19 protein-coding genes are annotated in these 24,481 nt (G+C 52.2%); 8 read left to right on the top strand and 11 right to left on the bottom strand.

What is annotated here, in order from left to right; translation table 11 throughout:
- Positions 1-8: 8 nt before the first annotated feature.
- From glyS to ACNA05_RS13275, 3 genes are all read right to left on the bottom strand, one after another.
- Entirely contained in the window at positions 9-2,264 is a 2,256-nt protein-coding gene (gene glyS, locus ACNA05_RS13285) for a glycine--tRNA ligase subunit beta (protein ID WP_415811995.1), read from the bottom strand.
- Positions 2,264-3,184, bottom strand: a complete 921-nt coding sequence (locus tag ACNA05_RS13280) for a glycine--tRNA ligase subunit alpha (protein WP_415811994.1) — start codon at positions 3,182-3,184, stop codon at positions 2,264-2,266. The genes glyS and ACNA05_RS13280 overlap by 1 nt, the downstream gene beginning before the upstream one ends.
- Positions 3,185-3,402: 218 nt before the next feature.
- Positions 3,403-3,618 carry a putative signal transducing protein gene (locus ACNA05_RS13275; RefSeq protein ID WP_415811993.1) on the bottom strand — a complete coding sequence of 72 codons (216 nt, stop codon included), beginning with the start codon at positions 3,616-3,618 and terminating at the stop codon, positions 3,403-3,405.
- 104 nt (positions 3,619-3,722) lie between these two features.
- On the opposite strand from ACNA05_RS13275, the gene ACNA05_RS13270 reads away from it, so the two are divergent.
- Entirely contained in the window at positions 3,723-4,739 is a 1,017-nt protein-coding gene (locus tag ACNA05_RS13270) for a polyprenyl synthetase family protein (RefSeq protein ID WP_415811992.1), read from the top strand.
- On the opposite strand, the gene ACNA05_RS13265 is transcribed toward ACNA05_RS13270, so the two are convergent.
- Genes ACNA05_RS13265 through ACNA05_RS13250 form a run of 4 tightly spaced genes read right to left on the bottom strand, consistent with a single transcriptional unit; the run spans position 4,732 to position 10,084 of the window.
- Positions 4,732-5,790, bottom strand: a complete 1,059-nt coding sequence (locus tag ACNA05_RS13265) for an MraY family glycosyltransferase (protein WP_415811991.1) — start codon at positions 5,788-5,790, stop codon at positions 4,732-4,734. The two genes, ACNA05_RS13270 and ACNA05_RS13265, sit on opposite strands and share 8 nt — an antisense overlap.
- On the bottom strand, positions 5,787-6,629 hold the full coding sequence (locus ACNA05_RS13260; RefSeq protein WP_415811990.1) for a 4-(cytidine 5'-diphospho)-2-C-methyl-D-erythritol kinase: 843 nt from the start codon (positions 6,627-6,629) through the stop codon (positions 5,787-5,789). Before ACNA05_RS13260 ends, ACNA05_RS13265 begins: the two co-directional genes overlap by 4 nt.
- 8 nt (positions 6,630-6,637) lie before the next feature.
- The gene (locus ACNA05_RS13255; protein WP_415811989.1) at positions 6,638-8,365 is read right to left on the bottom strand and encodes a tetratricopeptide repeat protein; all 1,728 of its coding nucleotides are present in this window, start codon (positions 8,363-8,365) and stop codon (positions 6,638-6,640) included.
- Between the two features lie 33 nt (positions 8,366-8,398).
- The gene (locus ACNA05_RS13250) at positions 8,399-10,084 is read right to left on the bottom strand and encodes an electron transfer flavoprotein-ubiquinone oxidoreductase (protein ID WP_415811988.1); all 1,686 of its coding nucleotides are present in this window, start codon (positions 10,082-10,084) and stop codon (positions 8,399-8,401) included.
- A gap of 205 nt (positions 10,085-10,289) precedes the next feature.
- On the opposite strand from ACNA05_RS13250, the gene rimK reads away from it, so the two are divergent.
- Genes rimK through bla form a run of 3 tightly spaced genes read left to right on the top strand, consistent with a single transcriptional unit; the run spans position 10,290 to position 13,301 of the window.
- Entirely contained in the window at positions 10,290-11,666 is a 1,377-nt protein-coding gene (gene rimK / locus ACNA05_RS13245) for a 30S ribosomal protein S6--L-glutamate ligase (RefSeq protein ID WP_415812032.1), read from the top strand.
- Positions 11,667-11,677: 11 nt separating this feature from the next.
- A complete protein-coding gene (locus ACNA05_RS13240) occupies positions 11,678-12,433 on the top strand; it encodes a uracil-DNA glycosylase (protein WP_415811987.1) in 756 nt (251 codons plus the stop codon).
- Between the two features lie 28 nt (positions 12,434-12,461).
- Positions 12,462-13,301, top strand: a complete 840-nt coding sequence (bla, locus tag ACNA05_RS13235; RefSeq protein WP_415811986.1) for a subclass B1 metallo-beta-lactamase — start codon at positions 12,462-12,464, stop codon at positions 13,299-13,301.
- Here the strand turns inward: bla and ACNA05_RS13230 are convergent.
- The 3 genes from ACNA05_RS13230 to ACNA05_RS13220 all read right to left on the bottom strand — a co-directional run bounded on the left by ACNA05_RS13230 (position 13,261) and on the right by ACNA05_RS13220 (position 15,188).
- Entirely contained in the window at positions 13,261-13,851 is a 591-nt protein-coding gene (locus ACNA05_RS13230; protein ID WP_415811985.1) for a TIGR04282 family arsenosugar biosynthesis glycosyltransferase, read from the bottom strand. The genes bla and ACNA05_RS13230 overlap by 41 nt on opposite strands.
- On the bottom strand, positions 13,844-14,524 hold the full coding sequence (locus ACNA05_RS13225; protein WP_415811984.1) for a glycosyltransferase: 681 nt from the start codon (positions 14,522-14,524) through the stop codon (positions 13,844-13,846). The genes ACNA05_RS13230 and ACNA05_RS13225 overlap by 8 nt, the downstream gene beginning before the upstream one ends.
- Before the next feature lie 109 nt (positions 14,525-14,633).
- Positions 14,634-15,188 (bottom strand): hypothetical protein, encoded by a 555-nt coding sequence (locus tag ACNA05_RS13220; protein ID WP_415811983.1) that lies wholly within the window; start codon positions 15,186-15,188, stop codon positions 14,634-14,636.
- A 131-nt stretch (positions 15,189-15,319) separates the two neighbouring features.
- Between ACNA05_RS13220 and ACNA05_RS13215 the strand changes: the two genes are divergently transcribed.
- From ACNA05_RS13215 to ACNA05_RS13200, 4 genes are all read left to right on the top strand, one after another.
- On the top strand, positions 15,320-15,958 hold the full coding sequence (locus ACNA05_RS13215) for a ribonuclease HII (protein WP_415811982.1): 639 nt from the start codon (positions 15,320-15,322) through the stop codon (positions 15,956-15,958).
- Positions 15,959-16,127: 169 nt separating this feature from the next.
- Positions 16,128-17,249 (top strand): efflux RND transporter periplasmic adaptor subunit, encoded by a 1,122-nt coding sequence (locus ACNA05_RS13210; RefSeq protein ID WP_415811981.1) that lies wholly within the window; start codon positions 16,128-16,130, stop codon positions 17,247-17,249.
- On the top strand, positions 17,246-20,347 hold the full coding sequence (locus ACNA05_RS13205) for an efflux RND transporter permease subunit (RefSeq protein WP_415811980.1): 3,102 nt from the start codon (positions 17,246-17,248) through the stop codon (positions 20,345-20,347). The genes ACNA05_RS13210 and ACNA05_RS13205 overlap by 4 nt, the downstream gene beginning before the upstream one ends.
- A complete protein-coding gene (locus ACNA05_RS13200; RefSeq protein ID WP_415811979.1) occupies positions 20,344-21,756 on the top strand; it encodes a TolC family protein in 1,413 nt (470 codons plus the stop codon). Before ACNA05_RS13205 ends, ACNA05_RS13200 begins: the two co-directional genes overlap by 4 nt.
- Before the next feature lie 106 nt (positions 21,757-21,862).
- Here ACNA05_RS13200 and ACNA05_RS13195 read toward each other — a convergent pair whose 3' ends face one another.
- Positions 21,863-24,433 carry a TonB-dependent receptor domain-containing protein gene (locus tag ACNA05_RS13195; protein WP_415811978.1) on the bottom strand — a complete coding sequence of 857 codons (2,571 nt, stop codon included), beginning with the start codon at positions 24,431-24,433 and terminating at the stop codon, positions 21,863-21,865.
- Between the last annotated feature and the right edge of the window lie 48 nt (positions 24,434-24,481).

Raw genomic sequence — 24,481 nt, 5'->3', positions numbered from 1 at the left:
AGGCATAATTACCCATTAATCGCTTCAAAATCCGCAATCTGGCGCGCCGTATCACGGATTAAACCTAAAAGTCGAAGATTGTTTTCTTTGACAGCGTTGTCATCGGAAATAACCTGTACTTCGGTAAAAAAGGCATCAATTGGCGCGCGTAATTCGGCCAAAGACAGCATCGCTTTTTCAAAATTTTCGTCCTTGAGAGCGAAAGAAATCTCAGATGATGCCGTCTGGAGCGCATCGAACAAAGCCGCGCCGTGTTGATCTTCAGGGCGATTCGGTAAACCTTCCGGTAGATCGCCCTTCTTCGCTTCCGCTTTGAGGATATTTGCCGCGCGTTTATATCCTGCGAGCAGGTCTTCACCCTCTTTCGTCTCTAAGAACGATTGAAGTGCTTTCACTCGATTTACGATCGCAACAAGATCATCTTCGCCGAGTGCAAATACAGCGTCAATGAGGTCGTGGCGAATACCCTGGTCGCGGAGATAGACTTTGAGACGGTCGGCGATGAAATCGAGGAGGTCTTCACTCCTTGAAGAGACAGCTCCCACTAAGTTGCCAAACCCCGCAACATCTAACTCAAACACGGTAGAGGATAATTTTTCAATCCTCTCCTGGATTTTTTGTTTTTCGCTGCGAGCTGACGGCAGGTTCAAGCGGCGTACTTCCTCATATATCTCATCCTTTAAGCTTGAAACTTGTTCGTTAGGAACAAATCTCATTGTCCGAACGACTGGAGAAAACATTGCTCTTTGAATTCGGAAAGAAAAAGAACCTTCGCCTTCAACTGATTCAAAACGAACCTCATTCTCCAGAATTATTCTAACAACGCCCAACGCGGCTCGACGCAAAGCAAACGGATCTTTACTACCCGTCGGCTTCTCATCAATCGCCCAGAACCCGACGAGCGTGTCGAGCTTATCCGCCAAAGCCACAGCCACGGCAACCGGATTGGTTGGCACCTCGTCACTCGGCCCTTTGGGTTTGTAATGGTCTTCAATCGCGACCGCGATATCTTTATCGCCGCCTTCGCCTACATACATTAGGCGACCGATTTGGCCTTCAAGCGAGGTGAACTCAATCACCATCTGAGTGACCAGATCATTTTTGGCGAGCTTAGCCGCGGCTTCCGCCTTGTCCGGATCGGCCCCAACTTTGGGCGCGAGTTCACGGGCCAGCGCCGCCACACGTTCGGCCTTATCTTTGATCGTGCCGAGCTTCTTGTGAAAGACTACGGTGTCGAGTTTATCGTAATAGTCGGCGAGTGTTTTCTTCGCGTCTTCGGACTGGAAAAACTCCGCATCAGCGAGGCGCGCAGAGAGCACTCGGGAGTTACCCGCCGCAATCGCTTTACCGCCATCCGGCGCGTCTTGATTGGCGACCACAATAAAGTTTGGCGCCAGCTCTCCGCTCTTTGGATCGCGCACCGCAAAATATTTCTGATGCGTCCGCATAGAGAGGCGAATGACCTCTCCGGGGAGCTCCAGAAAGCTCGGATCCATATCGCCGAGAATGACCACAGGCCATTCGGCGAGACCCGCGACTTCCGAAAGAAGGCCTTCATCCTCGACCAGTTCCAAGCCCTTCTCTGCGCAGGCTTTCCGCGCCTGCTCGATAATTAATTCCTTACGATTATCATGGGAAAGCACGACGTGACCTGCGCCTTCGAGTAATTTAACATAAGAGTCGAAGTCATTGATTTTAAACGGCCCCTTACCATGCTTTCTGTGGCCTTCGGTCATATCGCCAGATTTAATTCCGCCGACTTCAAACGGAACCACTGCCCCGTCGAGCAAACAAATAATGCCTTGCAAAGGCCGCACCCAACGAAAGTTTGAGCTGCCTGACTTCATGGATTTAGGCCATGGGAAATTCCCCATGACTTCCGGCACAAGCTCGCTGACAATCTCTGTCGTATTGCGACCTTCGCTGTTTAGAATAGCAACGTAATACTCGCCCTTTTTCGGGTCGCTGTGAATTTCCGCCTCGGAGACATCCGACAGCCCTGCCCCGCGAAGGAAGCCTTCAATCGCCCGGTCGGGTGAGCCGACTCTCGGTCCCTTGCGCTCTTCGGAAACATCAGGAGAGCGGAGCGGAACTTCGGCGACAAATGTGAGGCGTCGCGGCCCCGAAAAGACCTTTGCGTCCTCGACTGTCAGGCCGGCTTTGATCAGACCGTCTGTCATCATTTTGGACAAATCTTCCGCCGCGCGAACCTGCATCCGCGCCGGAATTTCTTCGGAGAATATTTCGAGAAGTAGCTCAGCCATTATTGCCACGCCCGGTCAGCGACCGCCTCTTCACTTTGAACATGAGCCTCTGCGCAGCCCTTGGCCAGATCGCGAACGCGTTTGATATATTCCTGCCTCTGCGTCGGCGAGACCACGCCCCGCGCATCCAATAGATTGAACAGGTGAGACGCTTTCAAAGCGTGCTCATAAGCCGGAAGCGGAAGCGGTTTTTCAAGCGCTAAAAGGTGCTCACATTCGGCCTCAGCCATTTTGAATTTCTCCAGGATTTTATCCGTGTCGGCATGCTCGAAATTATAGGTCGATTGCTGGACTTCGTTCTGATGAAAGACATCGCCGTAGAGCACTTCGGGCGTGCCGTTTTTTTCATTCGCCTCGGTGAAAACGAGGTCGTAAACATTCTCGACGCCCTGCACATACATGGCGAGACGCTCCAGCCCGTAAGTCAATTCCCCCGATACCTTCTCAACGTCCATGCCGCCGACCTGTTGGAAATAGGTATATTGGCTGACTTCCATCCCGTCGCACCAAACTTCCCAGCCAAGGCCCCAGGCCCCGACCGTCGGGTTTTCCCAGTCATCTTCGACAAAGCGTATATCGTGCAAATCGCGGTTGATACCAATCGCGTCCAGAGAGCCGAGATACAGCTCCTGAAAATTGGCCGGGTTCGGCTTCATGATAACTTGGAATTGGTAATAATGCTGCAAACGGTTCGGGTTGTCGCCATATCGGCCATCGGCCGGGCGGCGCGACGGCTGAACATAGGCTACATTCCACGGTTTCGGGCCAAGGGATCGCAGCACAGTCGCCGGGTGCAAAGTCCCTGCCCCGACCTCAGTGTCAAAGGGTTGCAGTATAACGCAGCCCTGTTTCGCCCAATAATTTTGAAGCGTCAGGATGAGCCCCTGAAATGAAAGCGTTTGAGCAGGTTTATCGGACATAACGAAGCCAGTTTAATTTTTGCGAGACACTATTCATGCGCGGTTGAATTTCAACCCTTTAACGCTATTCCAATCAATTGCTGATACCTTAAGTCACATGAGACTTATAAAAACTATAAAATCTGCTCTCATGGTCCTGATTGGGGGAGTATTCACCCGTAAAAGCAACTGGCCCGTAGAGAGTTTCGAAGACTGGACGATTGAATAGCTTTTCAGCCTTACTGAAGATCAGCTTCTAATCCAGCTAGCGTAAGCGCGCGTCTCGCGGCTTCCACATCTTCCTCAATTACCATGACGCGTTTCGGTATCATTATGCCCGGCTCAATGACCGACATATTCTGATCCATAACGAAGCATTCCATACCAGCTTCTTTTAAAACGGCTTCGGCGAAACTAATAGTCGCCGGATTGTTTGTTTTTATAATGGCGATCATTTCTGCGCTTTCTTCTGCAAAGCTGCCAAGTGCGGCACTAAAACCCTTGTGAGTAGCGCTAGCGCAGACTACATATAACGCCAAACAAAAAAGGCTTTATACGTGTGAGTGCACCCGCCACAGTTCGAAAAACATCCTCAGACAAATCCCCGGCGGAAACGCTTTGGGACTTGGCGCGTGAGGATATGGCTGCCGTTGACGCCTTGATCCTTGAGCGGATGCAGAGTCCTGTCGGGCTCATCCCCAATTTGGCGCAGCATTTGGTCGGCGCAGGCGGAAAGCGTCTTCGCCCTCTTTTGACCGTCTCGACCGCCGCCATGCTCGGCTATAAAGGCACGAGCCACCACAAATTGGCCGCCGCTGTCGAGTTCATCCACTCCGCCACGCTTTTACACGATGATGTCGTGGATGAGAGCAATTTGCGCCGCGGGAAAAAGCCCGCTAATCTGATTTGGGGTAATAGCGCCTCTATTCTAGTGGGTGACTTCTTATTCGCCCGGGCCTTTAACCTCATGGTTGAAACCGATTCCATGGAAGCGCTGGGAATTTTGTCTAATGCGTCTTCTGTGATTGCCGAAGGCGAAGTGCATCAGCTTGCCGCGTTGCGGAACCTGAAAATGACCGAAGCGGATTACATGTCCGTGATTAAAGCAAAAACGGCTGCCCTTTTTGCTGCCGCGACCGAAGTTGCGCCCGTCATTTCAGAACGTCCGGACAAAGAGCGGGCCGCCCTCCGCGATTACGGCCTAAAGATCGGCTTGGCCTTTCAGCTGGTCGATGACGCGCTGGATTATGGCGGGCTCGAAAGCGCGCTCGGCAAATCTGTCGGAGATGACTTCCGCGAAGGCAAAATGACGCTTCCGGTTATTCGGGCGCTAAAGACGGCTTCGGATGAAGAACGCGCCTTTTGGCGCCGCGTTATCGTCGACCAAGATCAAAAGCCGGTAGATCTAGAAACGGCTGTTTCTTACTTACGCTCCGCCGGGGCGCTGCAGAGCACGATGGAGATGGCAAAGCAGTTCTCAGCCGAAGCCCGCGACGCCTTGATGGTTTTTGCGCCGTCGCCTTGGCGGGAAACATTGGCCGATCTCGCCGATTATGTGGTGGAACGCATTAGTTAGCCCGCCTGAGAATCCGGCTCGCCAGAAAATATAGCGCCGAAATAAACACGACATTCAGACTAAAAAATCCTGGCGAAGAAATGCGTTCGGATTGCACGGCGAATATGGATATGTTGGCAAAGACCAAGGCGAGAATGCTGTAAATCCACGTCACCTGTAAATGTGACATCCCCCGCCCAATCAAGCGTTGATACATATGGTCCCGGTGAGCGTGCAACAAATTCTGCCTGCGTTTTGCCCGTGAGGCCAAAGTCAGCAGAACATCAGCGAGTAGCGGCAGAATTAAAAGTGGCCCCAAGAACAATAAAGGTAGGGTGGCGGACGCATTCACCGCCGACAGCGCGGCCAAGGCAAAAGTAAATCCCGCCACCAAAGACCCTGCGTCGCCGAGAAATATCGCTGCGTCCCGTCTTTGGTTATAGGGTAAAAAGCCAAGAAACCCGACAATAGAAACGCCGCAGAAAAACGCCGTTAAAACCGAGCCAAGGCTTAACCCAATCACGCCCAAAGCTACCGAGGCAATGACGAGCGTATTAGTTATCAATCCGTTTGCGCCGTCCATGAAATTCACAGCGTTCACGACGACAAACACCCAGAGCAGAGCTCCAAAAAACCCTATAATAGTTGGGATGGACCACATCTCGCCTCCAAACGGGAAAGCCGCAGGAATGCCTACAGAGAGCACGCCGGCCCCGGCCAATATGATCATTATTCCAAATTTAAGTTTAGCCGACAAAGCAAAGACATCATCGCAAAGGCCCAGCAGTCCCATCGCAAACACAAGGGAAAGAATTTGAGGAAAATTCACCGGAAGAAATCTAAGCAAAAATGGATAAAGCAGAGCCAGGGTTACTCCGCATATTCCAAAAGCAGCTATTAAACCTACCCCTCCCGAGGTCGGCGTAACGCGCCCATGACTACTTCGAGCGTCGGGCTCATCCCCTAATCCCGCCACGACCATGAAGCCCGTGACTGCAAGGCTTGTGAAAAAGCCCAAACCTGCCAGATTAATCACGGGCCATAGGAGGAAATTCCAGAAGTTTTCACTCACGGCGCATCCCCTAACCGACAGGGTCTAACCCACCATTCGGGGTGCGTATTTTTGATTATGTCAGCCGCAGCCACCGCCGCATCATCTGACTTAAAAAGGCCAAAACAGCTGGCGCCGCTCCCGCTCATTCGCGCAAGTCGGCACCCCTGCTGCTGCTCTATCGCGTTAATCACGGATTTGATGTCAGGGACTAACTCGCCCGCTATATGTTGCAAATCATTTTGTCCGTCGAGAGCTCGCTGTAACAATGACCCTTCTCCCGAATTCTGGCGGGGCAACTCTTCACGGGCCTCTGAATCAAAAGCCGTGAATATTGCGGCTGTTGAAACGGGAACAAGCGGATTAACCAGCACCGCAGAAAGCTGCCCTAAATTTGGCAAGACCGTGATTTTCTCGCCAATTCCCTGCATCAAGGTCGTCTGAGACAATCGGCACACAGGAACATCTGCCCCTAGCGGCGCCCCTTCGATGCGTCCGTCAAGATCAAAACATCGCAGAACGGCCGCCGCATTTGCGCTTCCGCCGCCAAGTCCCGCAGAAATCGGGATATTCTTTTCCAATTGCACAGACTGAGACGTTGCTCCGCTCGCCCGCAAGGCGCGGCTCACAAGGTTATCGGAATTTGTTTCCAGCCTATTACCAAACGGGCCCGTAATCTCGAAGTATGGCTCTTCGGCAGGCGTAAACACAAGCCTATCCCCGAAATCCGCAAAAACCACGAGACTATCAACGGGGTGATACCCTTTAAAACGGCCATCAGGAATAGCTCTCCCAACGTGGAGGGTTAGATTAATCTTCGCCCGAGCAATCTCCGTAACAGTTCCCGTTGAGGCAGACATGGACCAGCTTAGGGAGCCGTTTCAGCGCCGGACAGGCCGGACTTCAGCTTCGCCTCAATTGTCTCGCGCTCTTCGTCTGTCGGATTATAGATCAGCGCCCGCTCCCATTGATAGCCGGCTTCGCGGTAACGTCCCAATTTCCAGTAGACATCGCCTAAATGGTCAACGATCGTGGATGAAGACGGCGACAGCTCCACCGCTTTCTCAAGCTGAACTTTAGCCGCTTCATATTGGCCAAGTTTATAATGAGCCCAGCCTAGACTATCAATAATGGCGCCGCTCTGAGGCTCCAGATCAACCGCCTTTCGGATCATCTCAAAAGCTCTTTCCAGGTTCTCTCCCCGGTCAACCCAAGTGTATCCCAAATAGTTGAGGGCGTCAGCGTTTTCGGGCTCTATGTCCAAGACACGCAGAAAATCGGCTTCCGCTTTCTCCCAATCTTTCGTGCGTTCATAGCTTATGCCCCGGAAATATAGGGGCTGCGTATTTTTTGCGACCTCCTCCTCAGACATGGACTCAATAATCGCCGTATAAATAGGTAGTGCATCTTCATAATTTTCGCGAATGAGACGGGCACGGCCCAAAGCTTCCCGCGTTACGAACGTTTCGTGGCGGTTATTTACATCCTCAAGAACCCTCAACGCCTTTTCGTCGTCTTCGCGGTCAAAATATATGTTGGCTTCCGACAGGCGGGCAGAAATCACATAAGGCGAATCTTCTGAAAAGCTTTTGTAAATGCTCATAGCCTCATCAGATCGCTCCGTATTTTCCAAAAGGCTCGCCAGCCAAAGCTCGGCCTTTTCATTTTGAGGATCAACATGAAGTGCTAGGCGGAGATAAACTTCCGCCGCGTCGGCCGCCCGGTTACGCAGGAAAAATTCATATGAAGGGTCCGTCAAGGCACGCGACAACTGCTCTCGGGCGTTCAATGGCGCTTCAATGTCGTCGCCTGCGCGCAAGGCAGCAGCGTAAGCTTGCAGCGGCCCGCTCTCGAGGCCAGTTTCATCAATATAGGCGTCAAGGCGCTCCAAAGCCTTCGCTTCCCGGCCCGTATTGGCGTAATGCCGGGCCGTCGCAAGAGCTGTTTCAACAGTAGATTGAGTGGTCTCTTTGAGCTCTTCAAAACCCTCATCCGCCGCAGCTCTATTCCCCTCAAGGGCTTCCAAATTCGCAATTTGCAACTTGGCTAACTCCCCAAAATAAGGACGAGCGGCTTGTTGCTTAAAGGCCGTTCTAGCGGCCTTTTCTTTTCCCATCGCATATTCGTTCCAGCCATCCGTGAACGCCATGACGATACCCATGGTGATATCTGCCGTATTCGGATCGAGATATTTTTTTGCCTCTTTGTGTTCGCCTTTTGTAAACGCATCTATGGCGAGGACGGCCGACGCCATGCTCTCCGTGTCATCTACGGCGTAGACCTCTTGGGCCAGCTCTGTGGCTTTTTCGAAGTCTCCAGCCGTTAAGGCAGAGGTGACGGCTCGCCGGCCAATATTCACATTTGTCGGCGCCGCCTCAAACGCGCGCGAGTAATATTTTGACCTGGCGTCAGAATCATCCAGAAAATTCGCATAGGTTCCGGCCAGATAATCGCCCAAAAGCGACGCATCTTCCGGCTGGTTCATAAAGGCCATCTCTTCGGCGGCTTGCGCGCCGCCTCCGATCAAAACGCTCATGAGCGCAACCGCTGAAACCGAAGCGGCTTTCAATGGCCGATATAATTCTGAAAATGTCATCAATGTCCGCTTTGCCGTGAGTGTTCAATCAAACTACATATTCGAATAGTTCGGGCCGCCGCCGCCTTCGGGCACGGTCCAAACTATGTTTTTACTCGGGTCTTTCAGATCACAGGTTTTGCAGTGAATGCAATTCTGCGCGTTGATCTGGAACCGGGGATTAGAGCCGTCATCATCGCGAACGACCTCGTAAACTCCCGCCGGGCAATAACGCTGCGCGGGCTCATCAAAAACCGGCAGGTTAATATCAATCGGAACCGACGGATCAATTAGCTTGAGATGCCCCGGCTCATCTTCACGGTGATTTGTCGCCGTGAAGCTCACATTTGTAAGGCGGTCAAAGGTCAATATTCCATCCGGTTTCGGATAGTCGATTGGCTTATGTTTATCTTTTGGCTCGGTCGAGAGCGCGTCGTCCTTGGCATGTTTCAGAGTGCCAAAAATGTTGATCTTCGCGATCGTCGCCGCCCACATATCCATCCCGCCGAGGATCATCCCGCCAAGGAAAGGACCGAATTTCGCATTTAGCGGCGCCACATTTCGGACCGGACGCAAATCATCGCCAATTAACCCGTCATGCAGCTCATCATCATAATCGACAAGTTCGTCTCCCTGACGACCTGTTTGCAAGGCATTATAGGCTGCATCTGCCGCCGCAATTCCTGACAACATGGCATTGTGATTGCCTTTAATCCGCGGAAGATTAACAAGCCCGGCCGTACAGCCCAATAAGGCCCCGCCAGGGAAGCAGACTTTAGGCACGGATTGAATGCCGCCCTTGGTCACGACGCGGCCACCATAGGAGACGCGCTTCCCGCCTTTTAAAAGCTCTGCGACATCAGGATGCGTCTTCCATTTTTGGAATTCCGCATAAGGATAAAGATAAGGATTCTTGTAATTCAGATCGACGATCAACCCCAAAAAGACCTGATTGTTTTCAGCGTGATAAATAAAGGAACCGCCGCCTTGTTTTGCGCCTAGTGGCCAGCCGGCTGTATGAACCACCGTGCCTTCAGAGTGTTTTTCAGGGTCGATATCCCAGATCTCCTTCATGCCGAGACCGAATTTCGGAGGCTGGCAGTCAGCATCGAGGCCAAATTTGGCAATCGCAGCTCTGGAAAGAGAGCCCCGCGCACCCTCGGACAAGAAAACATATTTCCCGTGGAGTTCCATACCCGGTTCATAATTAGGGCCCTTGGAGCCATCTTTTTGGAATCCAAACTCACCGGCGACAACGCCTTTTACAGAGCCGTCTTCTCTGTAAACCAATTCGGAACAAGACATACCCGGGAAGATTTCTACGCCGAGATTCTCGGCTTGCTCAGCCATCCATCGGCAAGTCGCACCCATAGACACGATATAATTCCCATCGTTATGCATGAGAGGCGGAAGAAGAAAATTCGGCAGTCTGAACGATCCCGCCGGACCAAAAACGACCATCTTGTCTTCCTTGACCTTGGACTTCACCGGGCAATCGGGCATCGTTTCGAAGTCGGGGAAGAGTTTTCTCAATCCCACGGGGTCAAGAACAGCGCCAGACAAAATGTGAGCGCCAACTTCGGAGCCTTTTTCCAGCACGACAACCGAAAGGTCTGCATCTAATTGCTTGAGTCGGATCGCCGCAGACAGGCCAGCCGGGCCAGCCCCCACGATAACGACGTCGTATTCCATGCTCTCGCGCTGATTATTGTCTTCTATTTCTGTAGCCGTTTCTGACATTTTATGTTTTACCTTTACTCATAACAGGTCTGAAACCTTTAAGTCTCTTCGATAGTTCCTTAAAGGGATTAAAGAGTATTCACACGCGGGACAAGGACGCGTCTCGTCACAGAGCAAATAATATCAGACTAATTCGGTCATATTGCTCGATTCAGGCAATTAACATCAGGAGATCACCATTCCTTCTACAGACGATAAAAATCCGATTAATCTCCTTTTAGGATGGGAAGAATGGGTGGGACTCCCGGATTTGTCGCTACCTGCGATTAAAGCAAAAGTGGATACGGGCGCGCGTACATCCGCTTTACATGCCGTTGCTATTGAACCCTTTGGTACGGAAGCCAACCCTCAGGTTCGTTTCATCATGCACCCTGACCCGTCTGATCCAGGTGTCGAAGTCGTGTGCTCGGCGAAAGTTATTGACCGCCGAAATGTCACGAGCTCCAATGGCTCCACCGAATTACGCTACGTTATTCGCTCCACTATCCATATTGGCGGAAAAAAATGGCCGATTGATATTTCACTAACTAATCGCGAAACCATGGGATACCGAATGCTTCTGGGCCGCTCAGCGCTTATTGATGAAGTCAGTGTGTCGCCAGGCCAGAGCTTCCAGCAGCCTCAATTGTCATTCTCCGTTTATAAGAAGCCCCAAGGCCGAAAGGCCATACCCCGCCGCCCGCTTCGCATTGGGATACTCACCCAAGAACCGAGAAATTATTCTAACCGCCGCATGATCGAGGCCGGGGAAGCCCGCGGCCACGTTGTAGACTGCATTGAGACGTCGCGCTGCTATATGGCAATCAACGCCCATAAACCCGAGGTTTATTATGACGGCGCGCCGCTGCCGCGTTACGATGCCATCATTCCGCGAATTGGATCGAGAATGACATTTTACGGCATGGCCGTTGTTCGGCAATTTGAAAGCATGGGCGTATACTGCCTGAACAAAAGCAGCTCGATCGGAAATTCCCGCGATAAACTTCTCGCTCATCAGGTTTTGGCCCAGCACGGCCTTGGCATGCCGACAACGGCCTTTGCAAAAAGCTCTCGTGATACGAAAGGAATTATTGACCTCGTGGGAGGCTCCCCGGTGGTCGTCAAGCTGCTTGAGTCTACTCAAGGGAAAGGCGTTGTTTTGGCGGAAACCCGTAAAGCGGCCTCGGCCCTCGTCGACGCTTTCCGGGGCCTCAACGCTCATTTCCTCGTTCAGGAATTTGTCAAAGAGGCCAATGGTTCTGACCTTCGGTGCTTCGTAGTGGACGGTAAGGTCGTCGGCGCCATGATGCGCACGGCGCAAGCGGGCGAATTCCGTTCGAATGTTCATCAAGGCGGAACCGTGAAACGCGTCAAGCTCAAACGCGAAGAAACTCGCATGGCGATCAAGGCGGCCAAGATATTAAAACTAAATGTCGCCGGCGTTGATATTCTGCGCTCCGATACCGGTCCTAAGATTCTCGAAGTCAATTCTTCTCCAGGGCTTGAAGGTATTGAAAACGCTACAAATGGCGATATCGCCGGTGATATTATTCAGTGCATCGAAAATAACGTTCGCACAGTTTTCAGAACCCGTGGAAAATAAGGCAAAACTGAATGGATAAGGCGCTGCGCTCTCTGGTCGATTGGTATGCTAAAGTCGGCGTGGACGTCCCTGACTTGGCCCCAAGCGTCCCGCCGCGTAAAAAACGAAGGACGCTGACGCCGCCTGCCCCTGCGGCGGCAAAACCCACGCGGCCAAAGCCTCAGGAAGACCTCCCTCTCCCCAATTCGGACATAATTGCCAAAGCCGCCAAAACACTGGACGAGCTTCGGGCGGCGATGCAGACATTTGACGCCGGGACATTATCGGACGGGGCGCGCCAAGCCGTCTTTGCCAGAGGAAATCCGGAGGCCGATCTCATGGTTATCGGCGAGGCTCCCGGGCGGGATGAAGATATTCAAGGCAAACCCTTTATTGGTCAATCCGGACAACTTTTAGACCACATGCTCGCCGCCATCGGTTTAGGAAAAGAGAATTTCTACGTCACCAATTTAGTAAATTGGCGCCCCCCCAAAAACCGCAATCCCAAGCCCGAAGAAATAGAAATGTGCCGACCTTTTCTGGATCGGCATGTTGAGCTCGCGAAACCCAAAGTCATTTTATTGGTCGGCGGCGTATCAATGACCGCATTAACCGGAATGACGGGTATCATGAAAAACCACGGCCAATGGCAAGACATTGAAATCGGAGGGGGAACCCTCCCCGCTCTGCCGCTTTATCATCCGGCCTTTTTGCTCCGCCAGCCCGCGCTAAAAAAGGACGCGTGGCGGGACTTGCTAAGCTTGCGGGCAAAACTAGAGACGTTATAAATCGTCTGAATTTCTACAGGAACTGATTATGCGTTTTGCCCTTTGTCTTCTGTCTGCCTCTTTACTTTCTTTGAGCGCTTGCGGAAACTCTCAGTCGACTCCTTCGGATACTTCGTCAGCCGATAGACCGTCTCCGGTCCAAAGCTCCCTCACTGATTTGCAGAAGGCTTACCCGATAACACTCTCTAAAATCGCCGATAATGTCTGGGTTCACACCTCTACTTACACTATTCCCGGCCAGTCCCCCATTCCGGTTAATGGCCTTGTCATTGTGGATGGGGAGGATGTTATCTTAGCCGACGCCGCTTGGGGGGAATTAGCGACACTTTCCTTGCTCGAAACCGTGGAGCAAGAAGTCGGCAAGCCTGTCACAAAACTTATTACGACGCACCATCACGCCGATCGCGTCATGGGCGTTGATGCGGCTGAATGGAAGGGCGTGGAAGTCTTTACCCATCCCGACACTCCCGCCCTGGCGGCGCGCAGCGGATGGCCTGTGCCTAACACCTCTGTCGCGGCGCTAAGACAGCCTGGCTCACGTATCAAAGTCGGAAATGTAGAGGTCGCCTATCCCGGCCCCGGCCACGCGCAGGACAATTTAGTCGTCTATATTCCGTCCGAAAACATTCTCTATGGCGGATGCGCTGTCAGGGGCGCAGAAAGCAAATCCCTCGGCAATGTTTCAGATGCCGACCTCTCAACATGGGCCGAAAGCCTCGCATGGGTGAAGGCCACATATCCAGAGGCTAAACTCGTCGTGCCGGGACACGGAAAAGGGGCGGATCTTAGCTTAATTGACCATTCCCTGAAAATGCTCTCAGCCGAGGTTAATTCCCAAAGCGCGGATTCAACCGGCGATACGCCCTAAGGTCAGAAATTTCGTCAATATCGGTCAGGCAGCGCAGCGTCTCGACACGGCCCTCAACATTACTCATCACATCCTCCAGCGTCCGTTCCGTTGACCAGGCGACATCGTCAAATACACTGTCAGGCAGAGGGCCATTTGCGCCAATGAGCCAAAACCCGCCATCTTTGGCAGGCCCAAAAACCACTTGGCATGATTTCAAAGCTTGCAGCGCCTCCGCAATATCTTGCGACCGAATCTGCGGAGAATCTGTCCCAATGACTATGGTCGGACCTTTGCGAGCGAAACACGCCGCCAAACGAGGAGAAAGCGATCCGGAAACTTGCGCCACTTGTGCGTAACCGTCCCAATCCGGAACCCGTCCTATGGCACTGGGCGGCGAAACAGCCAGTATCGTTTTCCATCTCGGGTCTTTTACCCGACGCAATACGCGGGCCACCATCATCCGGTAGAGACGTTTGGCGTGAACGATGCCTGTAGAAGCCGCCAGCCGTGTTTTCGTGCGACCAAACACCGGGGCCTTGGCAAAAATAAACAAGACTGGCTTAGTCATTATAATATCGCTGCATGAGTTGGGAGACTGAGTCTCCGCGCTGGAAAGCGCGCATTAGCTGGAAGTTTCGCCAGCCGCGTTTCCACCAGCCCTGCGTTTCATATGCGCTGGTGTCTGTGACGACAAAGGCGCCGAGAGGTCTAATATTTGAGCGCCCAAGGCCCGCTTTCAATCGGTTCATTATGTCTACATCTTCAAATAAAGGGAGATCGGAATATCCGCCTATCGCCTCGTAAGCTCTCGCGCTAATCAACAATCCTTGATCACCGTAAGGCAGTTTCCACGCCCAACACCGCAGAGAGACAAGCGTTTTTTGAAGCCAAGGCCAAAATCCGTCGCCCTGACGCCCATATCGAAAATAGCCGACAGAGTCCGGATAGGCAGAAATATGATGTTCGACCTCGCTCTGCCAATTTGAGGAAAGCTGCGCATCGGCGTGTAGGAATAAGAACCAATCGCTCCCGCGCAAATTCGCCAGCGCCGCGCCGCGAGCGAATTGCGGCCCCCGGCCGGCGCTCCCGAAACAAAGAGTCGCATCGGCGTCAATCGCCAGCTCCATCGTGGCATCTTCCGACCCGCTATCACTGACAATCAGCCTGCGCCCCCTCAGACGCGGCAGTGTCTTTTTAAGAGACGCCTCAGCGTTTCGGGTTGGTATGATGAGAGTGAGCATTGGGGGTCATTAAGAGACAGGAAAAGAAGTTCAATCGCAAATCAACATATGGCCATAAAAAAACGGCCATCTAATGATGGCCGTCTCGATTGATTTTAAACCGGAAAGATTAGTCTCTGTCGGTGATTTCGTCTGTCGCGTCTTCATACGCGTCAGCAGCGTCTTCCAAATTTTCAGCCTTATCCTCAGCGGCTTCCTCCATTGCGTCGCCGCGGCCCTCGGCCAATTCTTGATCGGCATCGCTCATGTTTTCAGCAGTTTCTTCCATCGCGTCACCCGCATCATCCGCGATCTTTTCCATTGCATCGCCGGTGTTGTCTGCCGCGTCTTCAACGGCGTCACCGGTCTCCTCGATCATTTCGTCTGAATTGTCGACATTACCCATCATGGCCGGAGCAGAGACAAGCGTGACTTTACAAAAAGCGCCTTCGCTGATTTCTTCGCCGTTGCACTCTTTGACGCCCAATTGCTGACCATCATAAATTTCGTCCATATATTCAGCCGGACGAACAGCGACCACACAGACAGTTGCGCCTTTCACTGAGAAGACCTGCCCGCCTTCATACTCACAATCCGCTTTGGATTCGATAGCAGAGGCAGACGCCGCTGAAAGAGCAGCAAAAGTCAAACCGAGCGCAGCAGCGCCGAAACGAAAATTAGTCATGGAAAACTCCTTAGTAAATCTTTAACGGTCTATATCAGACCTTTTTATGTGCCAAAAGGCTCTATTGTCACAAACTCGTCTTTCGCCTGGACTGTTCCATCAAAAAACCAGATCTGCTCCCAAAAGTCTTTATGTCAAAAACCACTCCGGATTATTCATTTGAGTCCCGATATTCGGGCCTCGTTTGCGGCGTAGATGAGGCCGGGCGCGGGCCTCTGGCAGGGCCTGTCGTCGCTGCGGCGGTCATCCTGACACCTGAATCCGTTCCGAACGGTTTGAATGACAGTAAGGTTTTATCGCAATCCCGACGTGAACTCTTGCTGAACGAAATGCTCACCAGAAATGACATTTTCGTAAGCCTGGGAATCGCTGAGCCTGAAGAAATTGACCGCCTCAACATCCTTCACGCCTCCATGATTGCGATGCGCCGCGCCGTCGAAGGATTACCGCATTTGCCTGAGATGGCCTTGATAGATGGGAACCGAATTCCGCCGAATATGCCCTGCCCTGCGCAATCCATCGTGAAAGGCGACGCCAAAAGCCTGTCTATCGCCGCCGCCTCTATTGCAGCCAAAGTTACGCGAGACCAGTTGATGAAAGAAGCGGATTTACGTTTTCCCGGATATGGCCTGGCCGGACATAAGGGCTATCCTACTACGGCCCATAAAACCGCTTTGCAAAGATTGGGAGCCAGCCCAATTCACCGACATAGTTTCAAACCTGTGGCAGAAGCTCTGAAGGGGAAAAGGTTCTACCTTAAAAATTTGTAACCGTTTTTCGCTGAAAAAGACCCTTCTGAAATCTGGCAACATCTGACAAACGTATTAGTGTTTGAACGATCAAGTGGCTGTGAAGAAGGATATGTAAGGGCTATAAATCCTACCACCCTGCGACGCCATGAAAACTTAACGTCGCTCGTCAGGGCAAAGGAAGCTTAAATTGTCGAATCATTACGGTCATATAGTTTTCTGCGGCATTGCCTTGTCAGTCATGCTAGCAGGATGCGGTGATAATTCGGCTAGCCCTGAGACACAAGCATCGGCGCAGACAGAATCATCTGTTGAGATCATCCCGCACACTGTCGTTTATCAAGAGGATGTTATTAGCGTTGAAGCCATCGGGACAGCGCGCGCTGAAAAATTTGCCGTTATCCGCGCTGACAGCGGCGGTGAAGTCACGCGGGTGAACTTCAAAGCAGGCGACAGGGTTGAGAAAGGCGACGTCCTTTTAACACTCGAATCCGACGAGGAACGGCTTGCCGCAAATCGTGCTGAGGTGGCACTGAAAAACTCCCAGCAGTTAATTGACCGCTATGAGAGGATTGATGTTCCGGGCGCGATTTCGGACAGCCAAATTGACGAAGCCAAAACCGCCGTCGAGGCCGCCCAGATAGATCTGGAATTGGCCGATGTTGCGTTATCCAGACGCGCCGTCAGAGCTCCCTTCTCTGGCACTGTAGGTCTGACAGATATTGATGCCGGGGCGCGTATCACGCCTGAAACCGAGATTACCCGGCTGGATGACCGCTCGACCTTGTTCGTTGACTTTCAAGCGCCGGAGCAAGTTTACAGCTGCATCACTCCTGGTGACACAATCTCAATGGAACCGTTTTCTGGTCAAGGCAGAACTTACGAAGCGACAGTTTTGACAATTGATAGCCGCATTGATCAGGTGAGCCGGAGTTTTACAGTCCGCGCCGCCATCGACAATGAAGACGACACTCTACGCCCGGGCATGAGCTTTAAAATCGGGTTTGATGTTGCGGGGCAAGCCTATCCCGTCGTTCCCGAAGCTGCCATCATTTGGGGGGGAGACGGCGCTTACGTCTGGGCCGTCGAAAAAGGACGGGCCACACGCGTATCCGTCACGATCGTTGACCGCCAAGACGGAAATGTCTTGGTTAGAGCTCCTATCCCTGAGGGGAATACAATTATTTCCGAGGGCGTGCAGAAAGTCAGAGAAGGCACACCTGTCGATTTAACAAGAATAAATCCGACGACCTCCGCCATTGAGAAACAAGGCCCTACGGGTCAGGCTCCAAACATGGTAGAGGGAACATGAGGGCCTCACAAACAGGACTTCCTGAACTCGCCGTTAAACGGCCATTACTGGTAACAGTCCTAAATTTGCTCATTGTAATTGCGGGCCTTGCCGCGTTTCTTGGCTTGGACGTTCGGGAATTACCGGATGTGGACAGGCCCATCGTCTCCGTCAGGGCGAGCTTGCCGGGCGGCGCGCCTGAAACCATTGATGCAGAAGTAACAAGTGTTTTGGAAAGCGCCGTCGCACGCGTTTCCGGCGTAAAAGAAATTCGGTCCGCGAGCGAAGAAAACAGCGGACGCATTCGGGTCGAATTTTCCCCTGGCATTGATTTGGACACTGCAGCTTCAGATGTACGAGAAGCCGTCAACCGGGTCGCGCGACAACTGCCCGACCGGGTGGAAGATATCTTTGTCACCAAGGCCGATGATGACGCCCGGTCTATCATTACCCTTGCCGTTATTAGTGACGTTTACAGCGAAGAAGAACTAACCAGAATAATTGACACAGACATATCGCCTGAAATTCTCACGATTGACGGTGTGGCGGCCTTGCAGGAATACGGAACGCGCTTGCGGCAAATGCGGGTTGTGGTCGATCCTCTGAGGCTCAGCCGCTTTGGTCTGACAATATCAGACGTTAGAGATGCCCTTGCACAGGCGCCCTTTGATGTTCCTGTCGGCAGCTTCCGGTCCGCAGACCAAGAACTGATTGTGCGGGCCCAAGCCACGGCGGCAACCCCTGCTCTTATCAAAGATGTCGTTATTTCCGGTGCAACGAAGATAGGTGATATCGCAGATGTGACCTTGGCGCCTGCAGATGCTACCAATCTACTTCGACTTGATGGCCAGCCAGTCATCGGGCTGGGAGTTGTGCGGCAGGCTCAATCAAACACAATCCAAATCTCGAATGAGGTGAAGGTTAAGCTAAAACAGCTTAATGCTCGCCTCAATGATTTGGAAATTAAGGTCACATCAGACGAAGCCGTTTTCATTCGAAACTCGGTTCAAGAGGTTGTCTTCAGCCTCTTCCTAACCGTCTTAATCGTTGTGGCGACTATCTGGATTTTCCTCGGCTCTTGGAAAGCCACCTTAATTCCGGCAACGGTTATTCCCGTGGCCCTCATCGGCACGCTTGCTGGGATTTGGGCGCTTGGCTTTTCTATCAATCTTTTGACCTTGCTGGCCTTGGTCCTTGCGACCGGGCTGATTGTGGACGATGCCATCGTCGTTTTGGAGAATATCCAGCGACAACAGGCTGATGGCATGAAACGCCGCCCTGCCGCCGCCATCGGGGCGAGGCAGGTTTTCTTCGCCGTCGTAGCGACTACAGCTGTCTTGATTGCCGTCTTCGTCCCCATCTCATTTCTGCCCTCGACAACGGGACGCTTGTTTCGCGAGTTCGGGTTTGTTCTGGCCCTCTCGGTCGCAATTTCCTCTTTTGTAGCCTTATCAATGGTCCCGGCTATTTCGGCCCGTATCGATTTTTCAAATCAACACGGATTTAAATTTTTGAACCGTATCGGCGGCAAACTAAACGGCGCTTATGAGAAGATTTTGTCCTCCTGCCTCCGGCATCCGTTTATCACGGTTTCCATCTCACTCATTGCCTTTGCCGGAGCTGCATTTCTCGTGACCGTCGTTGAACAGGAGCTGGTACCAGAGGAAGATCGCGGACGGGTTGAAGTCTTTGCCACAGGACCGGACGGCGTCGGCCTCTCTTATATGGAGCGTCAGGCCGACCAGATTGACGCTGTTTTACAACCATATTTAGACAGCGGTGAAATCAGCTCCCTGTTTACCGTAGTTGGACGATACGATCCAAACCGGATCGGGATTACCGCAACCCTCGCCCCATGGGAGGAGCGCACACGTAGCCAACAAGACATTATTCAGGAACTTACTGAACCCTTGTCCCGTATTCCCGGCTCCCGCGTCTCAGTTTTTGGTCGGGGTAGCTTGTCAGGCGGCGGCAACCGGGATGGATTAGAGGTAGCATTAACAGGTGGTGACTATCCGGCTATCTATGAAGCCACTCGTGAGCTGGCAGAGGCTATTGAGACGCGCTCTGACATTTTGTCCAATGCCGAGATTTCCTATCAGCCAACGCAGCCTCAACTTTCTATTCAGATTGATCGGCGCCGGGCTGCGGATTTGGAAGTCCCACTGGACGAGCTTTCGCTGACCTTACGGACCATGGTGGACGGCGAAGACGTTGTGGACCTAAATGTTCGCGACCAGGCCATACCTATTATTCTTGAAGCGCAGACTACCGCGATTGAATCCCCTTCTGACCTGAGGAACCTATTCGTTCGGTCAAGCAATGGGTCGCTCATTCCCGTTTCCAGCCTTACAACGATTGTCGAAGAAGGCGTCGCCGCTCAGCTAGACCGTTTCGGACAACGGCGGGCGATTGAAGTCGAATCCGACGTCGCGCCCGGAGTTCCGCTGGCAGAAGCTATAGCCGAGATTGACCGCTTGGCAGATGAAACCCTGCCAAGCGGCATCAGCATGATCTTGCAAGGGGAAGCTGCCACGTTGGAAGAATCTTCGCGAGACTTATTAATTACCTATGGATTTGCCGTGTTGATCGTGCTGCTGGTTCTTGTGGCTCAGTTTGAAGGTTTGACCAGCCCGTTTGTTGTTATGTTGAGCGTCCCCTTTGGCCTCGCCGCTGCCGTGTATGCTGTGTTTTTAACAGGCGGATCGCTGAATATTTACTCGCAAATTGGGCTTATTCTGTTGATTGGTCTGATGGCCAAGAACGGTATCTTACTCGTGGAATTTGCTGACCAACTCCGCTCGGAGGGCCGCTCGGTCCGCGACGCCGTCTATGAGGCCGCCATAATCCGGTCGCGCCCCATTGTCATGACGGTGATTTCAACCGCCCTTGGGGCGCTTCCGCTCATCCTCTCTACTGGCGCTGGCGCCGAGGCAAGAGACGCTATCGGCTGGGTGATATTTGGCGGCCTCGGCCTGGCGGCCGCCTTTACTCTGTTCTTAACGCCCGTGATCTATCTGGGAATTTCTCGCTTTAGCGGGTCCACCGGAGAATCTCACAAAGCTCTATCTCAAGAAATGGATGAAGCGAGAGCCCATCTCGCTTCACAGTCTAAATGAACCTACGCCTCCCCTTTCCTGCTCTCTTACTCGGTAGCGGCGCATTACTACTCTCTGCGTGTGCAACCGTCGGCCCGGAGCCGGTCGCACCTATTCTTGAGACCCCGCCCGAATTTGTAAGTTCCGGCTCAGAGGCGCAGGAAAATAAAACCACCGATACTCGTCCCTGGTGGCTGGATATTGAAGATGAAACTCTAACGAAATTGATCTCCACTTCGCTCGAACAAAATTTTGATATAGGCATTGCGGTTTCAAATTTAGTGCAGGCCCGGGCCGGGGTGAATGCTTTTCGCTCTGATTTATCTCCGCAATTTGATGGTTTCGTCGACAGCCAACTCCAAGGTATTTTGGCAGAAACGGGAGATGGGGACGCCGAGGGGTCTTTTAGTGCGGGCGGCGTATTTAGTTACGACGTCGATATAGCGGGACGAAATCGCCGGAGCTTAGAGGCCGCGAAAGCCCGTTTTGAGGCCAGCGCCTTCAATTTATCAGATATACGCCGGCTCACGGCTGCGGCTATCGCGAACCAATATATAGAGCTGCGCCGTGCCGGGGCCCGTCTGGTTTTGCTGGACTCGTCTTTGGACATTCAATCGCGCACAGTCGAAATTGTTCAGGCCCGCTTTGACGCCGGATTAACTCCTGCTCTCGACGTAGATCGAGCCGCCGCAGATCTCGCCCGCACCCAAGCCCAGCGTGGACTTCTAAATTCAAGCCGCGAGACAGCCGGTTTTGCCTTATCCGTTCTGATTGGAGAATTTCCCGGTTCTCTCGACTTAGGCATCCCGGAAGATGATATTATCCCTGACTTCAACCGTGAGCGGCATGTCGGGGTTCCAGCGGACCTATTGCGGCGAAGACCGGATGTGAGGACCGCCGAGAAAACCTTGATTGCCGAGATCGCGGATATCGGTGTGCAAGAAGCAGACCTATATCCATCCCTGACTTTGCCAGGGAGTATCCAAATTGGCGATACCACAGCCGGATCGACTATTGCCGCTCTGACCGCCAATATTGGCGCGATGATTGATATCCCGCTCTTTGACGCAGGGCGCAGACAGGCAGAAGTGCAAATCGAACGGGCTCAGGCCGAAGCAGCTCTGTTCGCCTATCGCCGGAGCCTTCTCGGAGCGGTGAGTGATGTGGAAAGCGCGCTCGTTCAAATCGCGGCCCTGAATGAACGCCGTGTAGAACTTAATAAAGCGGTCGACTCAAGCCAATCCGCGTATGAGCAACTCGACGCGCTCTATAGTGAAGGACTTGCCAGTTTTATCGACGTACTGGACGCTCAACGCACCCTCATATCGAGCCGTGAAGCACTCGTTGAAAACGACGCCAATCTGGCCTTGACCAAGGTCAGTCTTTACACGGCTCTAGGCGACGAAACCTCTGATTTAACTGAGAGTTAAATAAACAAAGGCGGGCCGGTGACGAGGTTAGCAATCACCGACCCTACACTCTCGGACAAGCCTCAAGTGATCCCTATAGAGCAGAGATTTCTCTCTGCCTTAGACTTTAGAAACTAGTGGACAGGGACGCTGAGAAACTGACGCCACGTCTGTAAGTGTTGAACTCGGAACGGCCGGCCTCTTCGCTCGTCTGGAATTCTTCGTGGTCTGTATTCAGAACATTGCGAGCGCTCAGACCGACATTGAATTCTTGCCCCTTAACGTCAACTTTACGCCGATAGACGAGATCCAATTGAGGCCCGGGGCTCTCAACCACATCAGGCACAATACTCAATCCGCGTAATCCGCGGCGAGACACCCGGTCATCTACTATCCCAAACAAAATAGTGAATTGGTCATTGTCTGACTCCCACCCGAATTGTGAGTTGAAAATGTGCTTCGGGGTTCCTTGCAAAGGCTGACCATCAATACCGAACAATTCGGCAGAGATTGGCGTTCCATCAGCTTGAATAATCACGTCCCCCGCCGCCGCATTTACTGTTGCGTCAGTGTAAGTATAGTTGACGGTGAAGAACCAATCACGTGAATCGAGGAACTTGATATTCCCCGGCATATTAAAGTTGGTCCGAGCTTCAGCTTCAAATCCTAACAGTTCAGCAGCAGGCGCGTTGATGAAAGAGGTCTCAAACACGTTCGCCGAAGTCTCAAATGTGGATTCTTCGATAGGGTTTTTGATATTCTTATAGAAACCTGAGAGAGCAATAAATTGGTTGCGACCAAAATAGCGCTCTAGACGCACGTCAAAGTTCTCAAACTCAGAGTCAACCAGGTTAGGGTTGCCTACGAAAGTTCGGTCAGATTCTGGGTCCAAAAACCGTGAGGACGCCAATTCACGGAACTGAGGCCTCGCAATCGTATTGGAATATCCAAGACGTAGTTGCGTATCGTCAATGAAGTTCCATGTGAAGGAAGCTGACGGTAAAACATAGTTATTTTCGAGATTAGACGTAACGCCCAAATTACTGAAACGGTCTAATGTTTGTACATTCAATTTGGACGTTTCATATCTTACGCCATAATCAGCGCGCACTGTTGGCGAAAATTCAATATCTGTTTTCAGATAGGCACCAAATACGTCTAAATCACCAAGATAGTTGTCACTTGGACGCGGCGGGATTTCCTGAATTGTAAAGATCGGCCCAATCGTTGCATCCGAGAACAACAAGTCAACCCGCGCAGCCGCCAGTTGCGGGTCTAGCAGCGTTGAAGTTGTATATTGGAGATTCAAATCGGCAAATTCCCGATCCGTTTCCGCGTAATCCACACCCCCCGCAATTTCGACTTCCCAAGCGCTTGTGCTTGGAACGTAATAACTCAGGTCCAGACCGCCGCTGGTAATCTCATCATTTACTTCCGAGAACGATATGCTGTGGGCGTTATTACCAGGAAATAACAACGCGTCGCCTCGTAGCTGACGCTCAAGTTGGCGCTCATAAGGGGCATCCCGGGACGCCATTGAGTAAGAACCGCGCCAGTTTGCGGTGAAATCCCCTAGCAGATGCTCACCGTTAAGTTGGGTATAGAGAAGCTCACGGTCATAATATCCGCTTTTCTCTAAGAATATACCGTCTGGCTCACTAAAAGTTCTACCTTGGTCAATCTGGGCTTCTTTGGCTGTATCATGAACATAAAAAACGGTGCCTTGAATAGAGTCGCCGGAGTCGAAGTTCAGGGTCGTCGACCCCAAAGCGTTCCACGTCACCTGATAGGTAGATTCAACGGATTCCAAACTGTCTTCAATTCGTCCATTGGCTTGGACTTGTCTTGTGGAACGCTCTGTTGACCAACCATTGTCAAAGCCGGCCGTTCCCACAAATCCAATTTCGCCGAAACCGACCCCAATGGTTTTCGCGACATCAATCGAGACGTTCATGTCCGGGAATGTTTCATCATAGGATTGTAGAACAGTCAGATTCGGATCGACAAGAAGCTGACCAATCAATTCTAAGTCTGCGTCAGACTGATCGGACAATCGTTCGCCGCGCTTAACGACACCGAGCAATGGATCGGGTATATCGCGCGTTCCGTCATCGAAGCCCAGAGCATCATAGTCCCCGCCATGAACGAAAAGACTTTCTTTGCCAGTCGTCTCTGTATTCGCGCCTACACCAATTTTTACTTTAAAAAAGTCGTCGATTGGCGTTTTAAGCGTGTTCAAAGCGATAACGCCGCCGCCAAATTCGCCGGGATAGTTTGGAGAGAATGTTTTCTGAACAGTAATGCCGTTCAATACGCTGGACGGAAACAAGTCCAAGGGCACAGTCCGGCGAAGGGGCTGAGGACTTGGGAGCGGAGATCCATTAAGCAAGGCGGAGGAATAGCGATCTCCGAGCCCGCGAACATAGGCAAACCGTCCGCCCACAATACTCAAGCCGCTGACACGTGTCAGCGCCAAGGCCGCATCTGAGTCGCCCTGACGGATTAGGTCTTCCGCTTGTAAGAATGAGGCAACTTGAGAGGTCGCGCGTTGCGGATCCGGGATGAAGCTACCCGTTACAACCACCTCATCGACGCGTGTCGGGGCGGCCTCAGTGCCTGCATCTTGAGCCATCGCTTGAGTGCTTAATACTGCGGCTGAAAGCGAAAGTACCGCCTTTAAAGAAAATCTGTAATTCATGGGAAACCTTTGATTACAACTTAAAAAAGGGGCGTCTGTATTCGAGAA

Origin of the sequence: Litorimonas haliclonae, assembly GCF_965138505.1 — a bacterium.
In the GTDB taxonomy this organism is placed as follows: domain Bacteria; phylum Pseudomonadota; class Alphaproteobacteria; order Caulobacterales; family Maricaulaceae; genus Litorimonas; species Litorimonas haliclonae.
The sequence above is the reverse complement of the archived record's forward strand: the minus strand, read 5'-3'. Positions and strand labels throughout refer to the sequence as shown.

What these genes read in the sequence shown, in the direction of transcription:
- ACNA05_RS13220 (WP_415811983.1), bottom strand. Translation starts at nt 15,188, where the DNA reads ATGACTAATTTTCGTTTCGGCGCTGCTGCGCTCGGTTTGACTTTTGCT.
- ACNA05_RS13240 (WP_415811987.1), top strand. Translation starts at nt 11,678, where the DNA reads ATGGATAAGGCGCTGCGCTCTCTGGTCGATTGGTATGCTAAAGTCGGC.
- ACNA05_RS13225 (WP_415811984.1), bottom strand. Translation starts at nt 14,524, where the DNA reads ATGCTCACTCTCATCATACCAACCCGAAACGCTGAGGCGTCTCTTAAA.
- glyS (WP_415811995.1), bottom strand. Translation starts at nt 2,264, where the DNA reads ATGGCTGAGCTACTTCTCGAAATATTCTCCGAAGAAATTCCGGCGCGG.
- bla (WP_415811986.1), top strand. Translation starts at nt 12,462, where the DNA reads ATGCGTTTTGCCCTTTGTCTTCTGTCTGCCTCTTTACTTTCTTTGAGC.
- ACNA05_RS13230 (WP_415811985.1), bottom strand. Translation starts at nt 13,851, where the DNA reads ATGACTAAGCCAGTCTTGTTTATTTTTGCCAAGGCCCCGGTGTTTGGT.
- ACNA05_RS13280 (WP_415811994.1), bottom strand. Translation starts at nt 3,184, where the DNA reads ATGTCCGATAAACCTGCTCAAACGCTTTCATTTCAGGGGCTCATCCTG.
- ACNA05_RS13250 (WP_415811988.1), bottom strand. Translation starts at nt 10,084, where the DNA reads ATGTCAGAAACGGCTACAGAAATAGAAGACAATAATCAGCGCGAGAGC.
- ACNA05_RS13255 (WP_415811989.1), bottom strand. Translation starts at nt 8,365, where the DNA reads ATGACATTTTCAGAATTATATCGGCCATTGAAAGCCGCTTCGGTTTCA.
- ACNA05_RS13195 (WP_415811978.1), bottom strand. Translation starts at nt 24,433, where the DNA reads ATGAATTACAGATTTTCTTTAAAGGCGGTACTTTCGCTTTCAGCCGCA.
- ACNA05_RS13260 (WP_415811990.1), bottom strand. Translation starts at nt 6,629, where the DNA reads ATGTCTGCCTCAACGGGAACTGTTACGGAGATTGCTCGGGCGAAGATT.
- ACNA05_RS13275 (WP_415811993.1), bottom strand. Translation starts at nt 3,618, where the DNA reads ATGATCGCCATTATAAAAACAAACAATCCGGCGACTATTAGTTTCGCC.
- ACNA05_RS13205 (WP_415811980.1), top strand. Translation starts at nt 17,246, where the DNA reads ATGAGGGCCTCACAAACAGGACTTCCTGAACTCGCCGTTAAACGGCCA.
- ACNA05_RS13200 (WP_415811979.1), top strand. Translation starts at nt 20,344, where the DNA reads ATGAACCTACGCCTCCCCTTTCCTGCTCTCTTACTCGGTAGCGGCGCA.
- ACNA05_RS13215 (WP_415811982.1), top strand. Translation starts at nt 15,320, where the DNA reads ATGTCAAAAACCACTCCGGATTATTCATTTGAGTCCCGATATTCGGGC.